The organism is Microvirga lenta, assembly GCF_020532555.1.
In the GTDB taxonomy this organism is placed as follows: domain Bacteria; phylum Pseudomonadota; class Alphaproteobacteria; order Rhizobiales; family Beijerinckiaceae; genus Microvirga; species Microvirga lenta.
This window is the reverse complement of record NZ_JAJBBR010000009.1, coordinates 242,055-255,514: the sequence shown is the minus strand read 5'-3', so window position 1 is coordinate 255,514 and position 13,460 is coordinate 242,055. Positions and strand designations below refer to the sequence as shown.

Genomic DNA, 13,460 nt, shown 5'->3' with positions numbered 1-13,460 from the left:
TTAATCCATGACCTGAGCGACGACGCCGGCACCGACGGTGCGGCCGCCCTCACGGATGGCGAAGCGCAGCTTCTCCTCCATGGCGATCGGCACGATCAGCTCGACATCCATGGTGATGTTGTCGCCCGGCATCACCATCTCGGTGCCCTCGGGCAGCTTCACCACGCCGGTCACGTCCGTCGTGCGGAAGTAGAACTGCGGACGGTAGTTGCCGAAGAACGGCGTATGACGGCCGCCCTCTTCCTTCGTCAGGATGTACGCCTCGGCCTTGAACTTCGTGTGCGGCTTGATCGAGCCGGGCTTGCACAGCACCTGGCCGCGCTCCACGTCCTCGCGCTTCGTGCCGCGCAGAAGAACGCCCACGTTGTCGCCCGCCTGGCCCTGGTCGAGCAGCTTGCGGAACATCTCGACGCCCGTGACCGTCGTCTTCTGCGTCGCCCGCAGACCCACGATCTCCACTTCCTCGCCGACCTTGATGATGCCGCGCTCCACGCGACCCGTCACTACCGTGCCGCGGCCCGAGATCGAGAACACGTCTTCGATCGGCATCAGGAACGGCTGGTCCACCGGACGCTCCGGCTGCGGGATGTAGGCATCGACCTCGGCCATCAGCTTGAGAACCGCGTCGCGGCCGATCTCAGGCTGGCGGTCCTCCAGAGCGCAAAGAGCCGAGCCCTTCACGATCGGGATGTCGTCGCCCGGGAAGTCGTACTTCGACAGAAGCTCGCGAACCTCGAGCTCGACCAGGTCGAGAAGCTCGGCGTCGTCGACCATGTCGACCTTGTTCATGAACACCACCAGCGCCGGAACGCCGACCTGGCGCGCCAGAAGGATGTGCTCGCGCGTCTGCGGCATCGGGCCGTCGGCCGAGGACACCACCAGGATCGCGCCGTCCATCTGCGCCGCGCCCGTGATCATGTTCTTCACGTAGTCGGCGTGACCGGGGCAGTCCACGTGCGCATAGTGGCGGTTCGCCGTCTCGTACTCCACGTGAGCCGTCGAGATCGTGATCCCGCGCGCCTTCTCTTCCGGAGCCTTGTCGATCTGGTCGTACGCCGTAAACTGCGCGCCGCCAGACTCCGCCAGAACCTTCGTGATCGCCGCCGTCAGTGACGTCTTGCCATGGTCCACGTGACCAATCGTCCCGATGTTGCAGTGCGGCTTATTGCGCTCAAACTTTTCCTTCGCCATCGTGGCACCCGTTCCTTTAAATTCTAAAATTTCGCTTTAGTGGGTTCAGGCGTATTTCGCCTGAACCTCGGCAGCCACGTTCGACGGCACCTGCTCGTAGTGGTCGAACTGCATCGTGTAGCTCGCGCGCCCCTGGCTCATGCCGCGGAGCGTGTTCACGTAGCCGAACATGTTGGCGAGCGGGACCATCGCGTTGATGACCACGGCGTTGCCGCGCATGTCCTGACCCTGGATCTGGCCACGACGGGAGTTGAGGTCACCGATCACGGAACCGGTGTAGTCCTCGGGGGTCGTCACCTCGACCTTCATGACCGGCTCGAGGAGGACGGAACCGCCCTTCTGGAGAGCCTCACGCATGGCCGCACGGGATGCGATTTCGAAGGCCAGAGCCGACGAGTCCACCTCGTGGAAGGCGCCGTCGATGAGCTCGACCTTGACGTCGACCACCGGGAACCCGGCCACGACACCCGCGCCGATTACCGACTGCAGACCCTTTTCGACGCCGGGGATGTACTCCTTCGGCACCGCGCCGCCGACGATCTTCGACTCGAAGGCGAAACCGGCGCCCTGTTCGTTCGGCTGAACCACGAGCTTGACGCGGGCGAACTGGCCCGTACCGCCGGTCTGCTTCTTGTGGGTGTAGTCCACCTCGGCCTTCTTCGAGATCGTCTCGCGGTAAGCCACCTGCGGAGCGCCGATGTTGGCATCGACCTTGTAGGTGCGCTTCAGGATGTCGACCTTGATGTCGAGGTGCAGTTCGCCCATGCCCTTCAGGATCGTCTGTCCCGACTCCTGGTCGGTGGAGACGCGGAAGGACGGATCCTCGGCTGCGAGCTTCGCGAGCGCCAGGCCCAGCTTCTCCTGGTCGGCCTTCGACTTCGGCTCGATGGCGATCTCGATGACGGGCTCAGGGAACTCCATGCGCTCGAGGATCACCGGCTTGGCCGGATCGCACAGCGTGTCGCCGGTACGGACTTCCTTGAGGCCCGCGAGAGCGACGATGTCGCCCGCATAGGCTTCCTTGATGTCCTCGCGGTTGTTCGCATGCATGAGAAGCATGCGGCCGACGCGCTCCTTCTTGTCGCGGGTCGAGTTGAGGAGGTTCGCACCAGCCTCGACCTTGCCCGAGTAGACGCGGCAGAAGGTGATGGTTCCGACGAAGGGGTCGTCCATGATCTTGAAGGCGAGCATGGAGAACGCTTCCTCGTCCGTCGGACGGCGGATGGTCTCCTCCTCGGTCTTGAAGTCGATGCCCTGGATGGCTTCGCGGTCTGCCGGGGACGGCAGGAAGTCCACGACGGCATCGAGGAGCGGCTGAACGCCCTTGTTCTTGAAGGCCGAGCCGCACAGCACCGGATGGAAGGCGCGACGCTGAACCGCCGTACGGACCAGGCGGCGCAGGGTCGCCTCGTCGGGCTCCTGGCCCTCGAGGTAGGCAACCATGGCCTCGTCGTCCATCTCGACAGCCGCTTCGACCAGCTTGGCGCGGTACTCGGCAGCCTGGTCCTTCAGGTCGGCCGGGATCTCGACTTCGTCGAACTTGGCGCCCAGGGACTCTCCGGACCAGACGATCGCCTTCATCTTGATGAGGTCGATCACGCCCTGGAAGTCGCTCTCGGCGCCGATCGGCAGCTGGAGGCAGACGGGCTTGCCGGCGACGCGCTTCACGATGTCGTCGACGCAGTTGAAGAAGTTAGCGCCGGTCTTGTCCATCTTGTTGACGAACACGATGCGCGGAACGTCGTACTTGTCGGCCTGGCGCCAGACGGTCTCGGTCTGAGGCTCCACGCCCTGGTTACCGTCCAGAACGCAGACGGCGCCGTCGAGCACGCGCAGCGAGCGCTCGACTTCGATGGTGAAGTCGACGTGGCCGGGGGTGTCGATGATGTTCAGACGCTTGCCGTTCCAGAAGCAGGTGGTCGCAGCAGAGGTGATCGTGATGCCACGCTCCTGCTCCTGCTCCATCCAATCCATGGTGGCAGCGCCTTCATGGACTTCACCGATCTTGTGCGACTTGCCGGTGTAGTAAAGGATACGCTCGGTCGTCGTCGTCTTGCCGGCATCGATGTGGGCCATGATGCCGAAGTTGCGGTAGTCCTCAATTGCGTGCGTGCGGGGCATCGCTTAACTCCTGAAGGTCCAGCCGTTACCAGCGATAGTGCGAGAACGCGCGGTTGGCTTCGGCCATCCGGTGGGTGTCCTCACGCTTCTTGACGGCGTTACCCCGGTTGTTCGAGGCATCGAGCAGCTCGGCGGAGAGCCGGTCGACCATGGTCTTGTCGTTGCGGCCGCGGGCAGCCTGGATGATCCAGCGGATCGCCAGCGCCTGGCGACGCTCGGCGCGGACTTCCACCGGAACCTGGTAGGTCGCACCGCCGACGCGGCGGGAGCGGACTTCGATCGCCGGAGCGACGTTGTCGAGCGCCTGCTTGAACACTTCGAGCGGGTTGGACTTGGCGCGGCTCTCGATGACGTCGAACGCACCGTAGACGATGCGCTCGGCAGCAGACTTCTTGCCGTCGTACATGATGGAGTTCATGAACTTGGTGACGACGATATCCCCGAACTTCGGATCCGGGATAATCTCACGCTTTTCGGCGCTGTGGCGGCGGGACATGAGCTGACTCCGACCTCAATAACGGTTGACGGCTTACTTCGGCCGCTTCGCGCCGTACTTCGAACGACGCTGCTTACGATTCTTCACGCCCTGGGTGTCGAGAACACCGCGGAGGATGTGATAGCGAACACCGGGAAGGTCCTTCACGCGGCCGCCGCGGATCATGACCACGGAGTGCTCTTGAAGGTTGTGACCCTCACCGGGGATGTAACCGATGACTTCATAGCCATTGGTCAGACGAACCTTGGCGACCTTACGGAGAGCCGAGTTCGGCTTCTTCGGGGTCGTCGTGTAGACGCGCGTGCACACGCCCCGCTTCTGCGGGCAGGCCTCAAGCGCGGGAACCTTATTCCGGCTCTTTTGCGCCGTCCGCGGCTTGCGGATCAGCTGACTGATCGTTGGCATCCTGTGCCCTCTTTCACCAGCCACCGCCAGGTGGCCTTTTCGAGTGTCTTCAACGGTTGAGCGCCGCCCTGGCAGACTGCTAAGCCTGCACAAAACGAAGCCACGCCATTGGCTTTGGAAGGCCCTTGGCGCGGTGCGGTTGCAGAGGACCACGATATCGAGACCGCGGTCATGCCCTAATCTGACTTGTGTCAGTCAAGGTTGAGTTCGGCAGCGTTTAGGTGGCATCGGTCGAAGCTCGGCGCTTCGACTGGCGAAAACCTACGGCCAGCCGGAAAGTCCGGTCTCTCTAGCGCCCGAGTCGGGGAAAGTCAACACTTTTTAGACTTCCCTTACGTTTGGCCCTCTCGGGAGCCGAAACGAGGCTTGGCGGCATGGGTTCGAGAGCCGTTGGTCCCGATCTGGGAGCATCGAAGGGTCGTCGCAAGGGACGGCCCTGTCGTCGGCATCGGCTGGAGCTTGGCAGATTCGGCAGGGTGCGACTTAGTCCGCGCTGCCCTGTCTTGTCCTGCCGTTACGGCACGTCGGGAGAAAAGAAAAGGCCGCCCAGGGGCGGCCTTTTCGAGCTTGCTTTTGGCTGGGCGGTTACTCTGCCGCAGCGGGAGGCAGTTCGCTCACCTGGGCCTGGGACTCGGCGCGCTTCTGCTGGAGGATCAGGTCGTCGCGGTGCTGCGCGATGGCCTTGATCTGAGCGTTGAGCGCACCGGTGCCGGCCGGGATGAGGCTGCCGACGATGACGTTCTCCTTGAGGCCCTCGAGGGTGTCGACCTTGCCGTTGACCGCCGCCTCGGTGAGGACGCGGGTGGTCTCCTGGAAGGACGCCGCCGAGATGAAGGAGCGGGTCTGCAGCGAGGCTTTGGTGATGCCCAGCAGAACCGGCACGCCTTCGGCGGGCTTCTTCTTCTCGGCCACGAGGCGCTCGTTGATCTCCTCCAGCTCGAGGCGGTCGACCTGCTCGCCGCTGAGGAGATCGGAATCGCCGCCGTCGGTGATCTCGACCTTCTGCAGCATCTGGCGAACGATCACCTCGATGTGCTTGTCGTTGATGAGCACGCCCTGGAGGCGATAGACCTCCTGGATCTCGTTCACCAGGTAGGCGGCCAGCTCCTCGACGCCCTTGATCGCAAGGATGTCGTGCGGGGCCGGGTTGCCGTCCACGATGAAGTCGCCGATCTCGACCACGTCGCCGTCCTGCAGGTGGATGTGCTTGCCCTTCGGGATCAGGTACTCCACCGGCTCCGAGCCATCGTGCGGGTTCAGCGTCAGGCGACGCTTGTTCTTGTAGTCGCGGCCGAACTGAATCGTGCCGGACTTCTCCGCAATGATGGCCGCATCCTTCGGACGACGGGCCTCGAACAGCTCCGCCACGCGCGGCAGACCGCCCGTGATGTCGCGGGTCTTGGCGCTCTCGGTCGAAACACGGGCCAGAACGTCGCCTGCCTTCACCTTCGAGCCGGGATCGACCGCGAGGATCGCGTCGACCGGCAGGAGATAGCGGGCGTCGCCGCCGCGGGCCAGCTTGGCAACCTTGCCGCCCTTGCCCTCGATGATGACCGCCGGACGCAGATCGGCCGTGCGGGCCGAGCCGCGCCAGTCGATCACGACGCGCTTCGCGATGCCGGTGGACTCGTCCATGGTCTCGATCATCGAGGCGCCGTCGACGAGGTCCTCGTAACCCACCACGCCGTCCATCTCCGTGAGGATCGGACGGGAATAGGGGTCCCACTCCGCGATGCGCTGGCCGCGCTTGATCGTGTCGCCCTCGTCCACCTTCAGGCGCGAACCGTACTGCAGGCGGTGAACCGCCCGCTCGGTGCCGTCCGGCCCGCTGATGACGATGGCCACGTTACGGCCCATGACCACGAGATCGCCGTCCGAGTTCCGTGCGATGTTCTTGTTGCGGAAGCTGACGACGCCCTCGAAGCTCGACTCGAAGAAGGACGAGTCGGCAATCTGGGCCGCACCGCCGATGTGGAAGGTGCGCATGGTGAGCTGGGTGCCCGGCTCGCCGATGGACTGAGCGGCGATGACGCCGACAGCCTCGCCGTGGTTGACCGGAGTACCCCGGGCCAGGTCGCGGCCGTAGCAGGTGGCGCAGACGCCGTTCTTCGACTCGCAGACGAGCACGGAACGGATCTTGACCTCCTGGATGCCGGCAGCGCCGATGGCTTCCAGATGCTGCTCCTCGATCATCGTGCCCTTCGGAACGATGATGCTGCCGTCCTGGGCGACCAGGTCCTCGGCCGTGGAACGGCCCAGGATGCGGGAAGCCAGCGACGCGACCACCTGGCCGGCGTCGATGATGGCCCGCATGCGGATGCCCTTCTCGGTGCCGCAATCCGGCTCGCGGATGACCGCATCCTGGGCCACGTCGACGAGACGACGGGTCAGGTAACCGGAGTTGGCGGTCTTGAGCGCCGTATCGGCCAGACCCTTACGGGCACCGTGCGTCGAGTTGAAGTACTCGAGCACGTTCAGGCCTTCCTTGAAGTTCGAGATGATCGGCGTCTCGATGATCTCGCCCGACGGCTTGGCCATGAGGCCGCGCATCGCCGCGAGCTGCTTCATCTGGGCCGGCGAACCACGGGCGCCCGAGTGGGACATCATGTAGATCGCGTTGACCGGCTTGTCGCGGCCGGAATCGTCCTTCTTCACGGCCGAGATGCGGTTCATCATCTCGCCGGCGAGGCGATCCGAGCACTTCGCCCAGGCGTCGACGACCTTGTTGTACTTCTCGCCCTGAGTGATCAGGCCGTCCTGGTACTGCTGCTCGTAGTCCTTCGCGAGGGCACGGGTCTCCTCGACGATCTGCCACTTGTTCTCGGGGATGACCATGTCGTCCTTGCCGAACGAGATGCCGGCCTTGAACGCATTGTAGAACCCGAGCGCCATGATGCGGTCGCAGAAGATCACCGACTCCTTCTGACCGCAATGCCGGTAGACGGCATCGATCATGTTGGAGATCTCCTTCTTCGTCATGAGCTTGTTCACGACGTCGTAGGGGAGCATCGGGTGCTTCGGCAGGAGGCGCGAGAGCATGACGCGTCCGGCAGTGGTCTCGTAGACCTTGGAGACCGGCTGGCCGTCCTCGCCGAGACCTTCCCAGCGGTAGCGGATCTTGGAGTGGAGGGTGATGACCTTCTCGTGCAGCGCGTGCTCGATCTCGCCCATGTCGGCGAAGGCCTTGCCCTGACCCGGCTCGCCGTCGGAGACGATCGAGAGGTAGTAGAGGCCCAGAACGATGTCCTGCGACGGCACGATGATCGGCTGACCGTTGGCCGGGTGCAGGATGTTGTTCGTCGACATCATGAGGACGCGGGCTTCAAGCTGCGCCTCGAGCGAAAGCGGCACGTGGACCGCCATCTGGTCGCCGTCGAAGTCCGCGTTGAACGCGGCGCAGACGAGCGGGTGCAGCTGGATCGCCTTGCCCTCGATGAGGGTGGGCTCGAAGGCCTGAATGCCGAGACGGTGCAGGGTCGGCGCACGGTTCAGCAGAACCGGGTGCTCGCGGATGACCTCGTCCAGGATGTCCCAGACCTCGGGCTTCTCCTTCTCGACGAGCTTCTTCGCCTGCTTGACGGTGGCGGACAGGCCGCGGGCGTCGAGCTTGGCGTAGATGAACGGCTTGAAGAGCTCGAGCGCCATCTTCTTCGGCAGGCCGCACTGATGGAGCTTGAGCTCCGGACCGACCACGATGACCGAACGGCCGGAATAGTCGACGCGCTTGCCGAGCAGGTTCTGGCGGAAACGGCCCTGCTTGCCCTTCAGCATGTCGGCGAGCGACTTCAGCGGACGCTTGTTGGCGCCCGTGATGACGCGGCCGCGGCGGCCGTTGTCGAACAGGGCATCCACCGCCTCCTGAAGCATGCGCTTCTCGTTGCGGATGATGATGTCCGGCGCGCGCAACTCGATCAGCCGCTTCAGGCGGTTGTTGCGGTTGATGACGCGGCGGTAGAGATCGTTGAGGTCCGAGGTCGCGAAGCGGCCGCCGTCGAGAGGCACGAGCGGACGCAGATCCGGCGGGATCACCGGAACGACCGTCATGATCATCCATTCGGGCTTGTTGCCCGACTGGATGAACGCCTCGATGATCTTGAGGCGCTTCAACAGCTTCTTGGGCTTGAGCTCGGACGTGGTGGTCGCGATCTCCTCGCGGGTGTCGGCCGCCACCTTCTCCAGGTCGAGTTCCTGGAGGATGCGGCGGATCGCCTCCGCGCCGATCATGGCCGTGAAGGAATCCTCGCCGTACTCGTCCTGGGCGCGGAGATACTCCTCCTCGGACAGCAGTTGGCGGTCCTTGAGCGGGGACAGGCCCGCATCAACGACGATGTAGGATTCGAAATAGAGGATGCGCTCCAGATCCTTGAGCGTCATGTCGAGCAGCAGACCGATGCGGCTCGGCAGGGACTTCAGGAACCAGATATGCGCGACCGGCGCGGCCAGCTCGATGTGGCCCATGCGGTCACGACGGACGCGCGCAAGCGTGACTTCCACGCCGCACTTCTCGCAGATGACGCCCTTGTACTTCATGCGCTTGTACTTGCCGCACAAGCACTCGTAGTCCTTGATCGGGCCGAAGATTCGGGCGCAGAACAAGCCGTCGCGCTCGGGCTTGAACGTGCGGTAGTTGATGGTCTCAGGCTTTTTGATCTCGCCGTAAGACCAGGACAGAATCTTCTCAGGGCTCGCGATCGAGATCTTGATCTGATCGAAGCTCTGCGGCTGCGCCGTTTGATTGAAAAGATTCATGACCTCTTGATTCATCGCCGTCTCCTGGGCTGAAGGGCGCTAGATAAGCACCCTCGCCGGCAATTGCATGAGGCCGCGGCATTAAAACCGCCGCGGCCAGATCATTCAAACTCAGGCGCCTGGCGCCTTACTCGGCCGCCTCGGACGGAGGCAGCTGCTCCGGCTCGTTGGCGGCACGCTTGGAGTTGGTAAGCTCCACGTTGAGGCCGAGCGACCGCATTTCCTTCACGAGAACGTTGAAGCTCTCCGGAATGCCCGACTCGAAGGTGTCGTCGCCACGAACGATGGCTTCGTAGACCTTCGTACGGCCTGCCACGTCGTCCGACTTGACCGTGAGCATTTCCTGAAGGGTGTAGGCCGCGCCGTAAGCCTCGAGCGCCCACACCTCCATTTCGCCGAAGCGCTGGCCGCCGAACTGGGCCTTGCCGCCCAGCGGCTGCTGGGTAACGAGGCTGTAGGGGCCGATGGAGCGGGCGTGGATCTTGTCGTCCACGAGGTGGTGGAGCTTCAGCATATAGATGTAGCCCACCGTCACCTTGCGGTCGAACGGCTCGCCGGTACGTCCGTCGTAGAGCGTGACCTGACCCGAGGTCTCGAGACCGGCCTTCTCCAGCATCGCCTCGATGTCCGACTCCTTCGCGCCGTCGAAGACGGGCGTGGCGAACGGAACGCCGCGGCGCAGGTTCTTGCCGAGCTCGACGAGCTCGTCGTCCGAAGCCTGCTCGATCTCGGGCAGGTTGCCGTAGATCGAGACCAGCTGCTCGCGCAGAGCCGTGGCCGTGCCGGACCTCATGTAGGCGTCGACCGCCTGGGAGACCTGCTTGCCGAGACCGGCGGCAGCCCACCCGAGATGCGTCTCGAGGATCTGACCGACGTTCATGCGGCTCGGCACGCCCAGCGGGTTGAGCACGATGTCCGCATGGGTGCCGTCCTCGAGGAACGGCATGTCCTCGATCGGGACGATGCGGGACACGACGCCCTTGTTGCCGTGGCGGCCGGCCATCTTGTCGCCGGGCTGGATCTTGCGCTTCACGGCCACGAAGACCTTGACCATCTTCATGACGCCGGGCGGAAGCTCGTCGCCGCGCTGCAGCTTCTCGACCTTGTCGAGGAAGCGCTGCTCGAGACGCTTCTTCGACTCGTCGTACTGCTTCTGCATGGCCTCGATTTCGGTCATGCGCGCATCGTTGTCGACGGCGAACTGCCACCACTGGGACCGCGGATACTCGTTGAGGAGATCGCGGGTGACGCTGGTGTCCTTCTTGAAGCCCTTCGGGCCGGCAACGGCGCTCTGTCCGATCAGGATCTCAGCCAGTCGGGCATAGGTGTTGCGGTCGAGGATCGCCTGCTCGTCGTCGCGGTCCTTGGCGAGACGCTCGATCTCCTCGCGCTCGATGGCCTGCGCACGCTCGTCCTTGTCCACACCGTGACGGTTGAAGACGCGGACCTCCACGATGGTGCCGGTCACGCCCGGAGGGACGCGGAGCGACGTGTCGCGGACGTCGGAGGCCTTCTCGCCGAAGATGGCGCGCAGAAGCTTCTCTTCCGGCGTCATCGGGCTCTCGCCCTTCGGCGTGATCTTGCCGACAAGGATGTCGCCCGCATGGACCTCGGCGCCGATATAGACGATGCCGGCTTCGTCGAGGTTCTTCAGCGCCTCTTCCGAAACGTTCGGAATGTCGCGCGTGATTTCCTCGGGACCCAGCTTGGTGTCGCGGGCCATGACCTCGAACTCCTCGATGTGGATCGAGGTGAAGACGTCGTCCTTCACGATGCGCTCGGAGAGCAGGATCGAGTCTTCGAAGTTGTAGCCGTTCCAGGGCATGAACGCGACGAGCACGTTGCGGCCGAGCGCCAGCTCGCCGAGCTCCGTCGACGGACCGTCGGCGATGATGTCGCCCTTGCGGACGACGTCGCCGGCGCGCACCAGCGGCTTCTGCGTGATGCAGGTCGACTGGTTGGAGCGCTGGAACTTCTGCAGACGGTAGATGTCGACGCCGGGACGGGTCGGATCGGTCTCCTCCGTGGCGCGGATAACGATACGGGTCGCGTCCACCTGGTCGACGATGCCGGTCCGGCGGGCCGCGATGGCCGCACCGGAGTCACGGGCGACGACCGCCTCCATGCCGGTGCCGACGAACGGAGCGTCCGCCTGGACCAGAGGCACGGCCTGGCGCTGCATGTTCGAGCCCATGAGGGCGCGGTTCGCGTCGTCGTTCTCGAGGAACGGGATGAGCGCGGCCGCGACCGAAACGAGCTGCTTCGGCGACACGTCCATCAGATCCACGCGGTCCGGCGCCACGACGATGACGTCGCCGGCGCGGCGGCAGATCACGAGCTCTTCCGTCAGCTTGCCGGTCGGGTCCATGGCGGCGTTCGCCTGGGCAACGTTGTACTTGGCCTCTTCCATGGCGGAGAGATAGATGACCTCTTCCGACACCACGCCGTCGCGGACTCGGCGGAACGGCGTCTCGATGAAGCCGTACTTGTTCACGCGGGCGAAGGTGGCCAGGGAGTTGATCAGACCGATGTTCGGGCCTTCCGGCGTCTCGATCGGGCAGATGCGGCCGTAGTGCGTCGGATGCACGTCGCGCACCTCGAAGCCGGCACGCTCGCGGGTCAGACCGCCCGGGCCAAGGGCCGAAAGGCGACGCTTGTGCGTGACCTCGGAGAGCGGGTTGGTCTGGTCCATGAACTGCGACAGCTGGGACGAGCCGAAGAACTCGCGCACCGCAGCCGCGGCCGGCTTGGCGTTGATGAGGTCCTGCGGCATGACCGTGTCGATGTCGACCGAGGACATGCGCTCCTTGATGGCGCGCTCCATGCGCAGGAGGCCCAGGCGGTACTGGTTCTCCATGAGCTCGCCGACCGAACGGACGCGGCGGTTGCCGAGGTGGTCGATGTCGTCGATCTCGCCCTTGCCGTCGCGCAGGTCCACGAGCGCCTTGGTGACCGCGATCATGTCCTCGCGGCGCAGGGTGCGCACGGTGTCCTCGGCGTCGAGGTCGAGACGCATGTTCATCTTCACGCGGCCCACGGCCGAGAGATCGTAGCGCTCGGGATCGAAGAAGAGCGAGTTGAACATCGCCTCCGCCGTCTCGAGGATCGGCGGCTCGCCCGGACGCATGACGCGGTAGATGTCGAACAGGGCGTCCTCGCGGGAGGAAGCCTTGTCGATGGCAAGCGTGTTGCGGATGTACGGGCCGACGGTGACGTGGTCGATGTCGAGAACCGGGATCTCGGAGAGACCGGCCTCTTCCAGACCCTTCAGCATCTTCTCGTTGATCTCGTCGCCGGCCTCGGCATAGATCTCGCCGGTATTGGCGTTGACGAGGTCCTCGGCGATGTACTGGCCGTACAGGTCCTCATCCGTCGCGCGCAGCTCGGTGAGGCCCTTCTCGGCAAGCTGGCGGGCGGCGCGGGCCGTCAGCTTCTTGCCGGCCTCGAGCACCACTTCGCCCGTCTTGGCGTCGATGAGGTCGACCGAGGCCTTGAAGCCCTTCATGCGCTCGGCATCGAAGGGAACGGTCCAGCCGTCCTTCACGCGCCTGTAGAGAACGCGGTTGTAGAAGGTGTTGAGGATCTCCTCGCCGTCGAGGCCCAGGGCATAGAGCAGCGACGTGACGGGGATCTTACGCTTGCGGTCGATACGAGCGTAGACGATGTCCTTGGCGTCGAACTCGATGTCGAGCCAGGAACCGCGATAGGGGATGATGCGGGCGGCGAAGAGCAGCTTGCCCGACGAATGGGTCTTGCCCTTGTCGTGGTCGAAGAACACGCCCGGCGAACGGTGCATCTGGGAGACGATGACGCGCTCGGTGCCGTTGACGATGAAGGTGCCGTTGTCCGTCATGAGCGGCATGTCGCCCATGTAGACGTCCTGCTCCTTGATGTCCTTGACCGAGCGGGCGCCGGTATCCGGGTCCACATCGAACACGATCAGGCGCAGGGTGACCTTGAGCGGCGCAGCAAAGGTCATACCCCGCTGACGGCACTCGTCGACGTCGTATTTCGGCGGCTCGAACGTGTACTTCACGAACTCGAGCAGGGCAGTATTCGAAAAGTCCGAAATCGGGAAAACCGACTTGAAGACAGCTTGCAAGCCTTCTTCCGGCCGGCCACCCTTCGGCTCTTCGACCATCAGGAATTGGTCGTAGGAAGCCTTCTGAACCTCGATAAGGTTCGGCATCTCCGCGACTTCCCTGATTTTCCCGAAGAACTTGCGAATGCGCTTCCGGCCGATCAGTGTATTGGCCATCTGGACCTCGTTCCTCATACACGGCTGATCGTGCATCCCGCCCCGCTGGAGGAGGCTCGACCAGCCGCCCGACGGTGAAACCGTCAGCAAACCAACAAATCCAGGACCTTTTCCGGTCCCCTGCTGCCGCCAAAGCGCTCTCGGGCTCTTTGACGACACAACGGCCCCAAGCAAAAACTGCCTGGGACCGTGTGTTTCAGACCCCGGTTTTCACCGGGAGCAACCCCGCGGCCATGGAGG

6 protein-coding genes are annotated in these 13,460 nt (G+C 64.1%); all 6 read right to left on the bottom strand.

Annotation, left to right across the window (positions count from 1 at the left end; genetic code table 11):
• On the bottom strand, window positions 1–1,191 hold the full coding sequence (gene tuf, locus LGR44_RS15985) for an elongation factor Tu (RefSeq protein ID WP_226741692.1): 1,191 nt from the start codon (window positions 1,189–1,191) through the stop codon (window positions 1–3).
• Window positions 1,192–1,236: 45 nt separating this feature from the next.
• Window positions 1,237–3,312 (bottom strand): elongation factor G, encoded by a 2,076-nt coding sequence (gene fusA / locus LGR44_RS15980; RefSeq protein ID WP_226741701.1) that lies wholly within the window; start codon window positions 3,310–3,312, stop codon window positions 1,237–1,239.
• Window positions 3,313–3,337: 25 nt separating this feature from the next.
• Window positions 3,338–3,808: a 30S ribosomal protein S7 gene (gene rpsG, locus LGR44_RS15975; RefSeq protein ID WP_226741700.1), complete on the bottom strand. Its 471-nt coding sequence runs from the start codon at window positions 3,806–3,808 to the stop codon at window positions 3,338–3,340.
• Window positions 3,809–3,841: 33 nt separating this feature from the next.
• Window positions 3,842–4,213, bottom strand: a complete 372-nt coding sequence (gene rpsL, locus LGR44_RS15970) for a 30S ribosomal protein S12 (protein ID WP_109596495.1) — start codon at window positions 4,211–4,213, stop codon at window positions 3,842–3,844.
• Window positions 4,214–4,798: 585 nt separating this feature from the next.
• Window positions 4,799–8,977 (bottom strand): DNA-directed RNA polymerase subunit beta', encoded by a 4,179-nt coding sequence (rpoC, locus tag LGR44_RS15965; protein WP_226741699.1) that lies wholly within the window; start codon window positions 8,975–8,977, stop codon window positions 4,799–4,801.
• Between the two features lie 112 nt (window positions 8,978–9,089).
• Window positions 9,090–13,220: a DNA-directed RNA polymerase subunit beta gene (gene rpoB, locus LGR44_RS15960; RefSeq protein ID WP_226741698.1), complete on the bottom strand. Its 4,131-nt coding sequence runs from the start codon at window positions 13,218–13,220 to the stop codon at window positions 9,090–9,092.
• Between the last annotated feature and the right edge of the window lie 240 nt (window positions 13,221–13,460).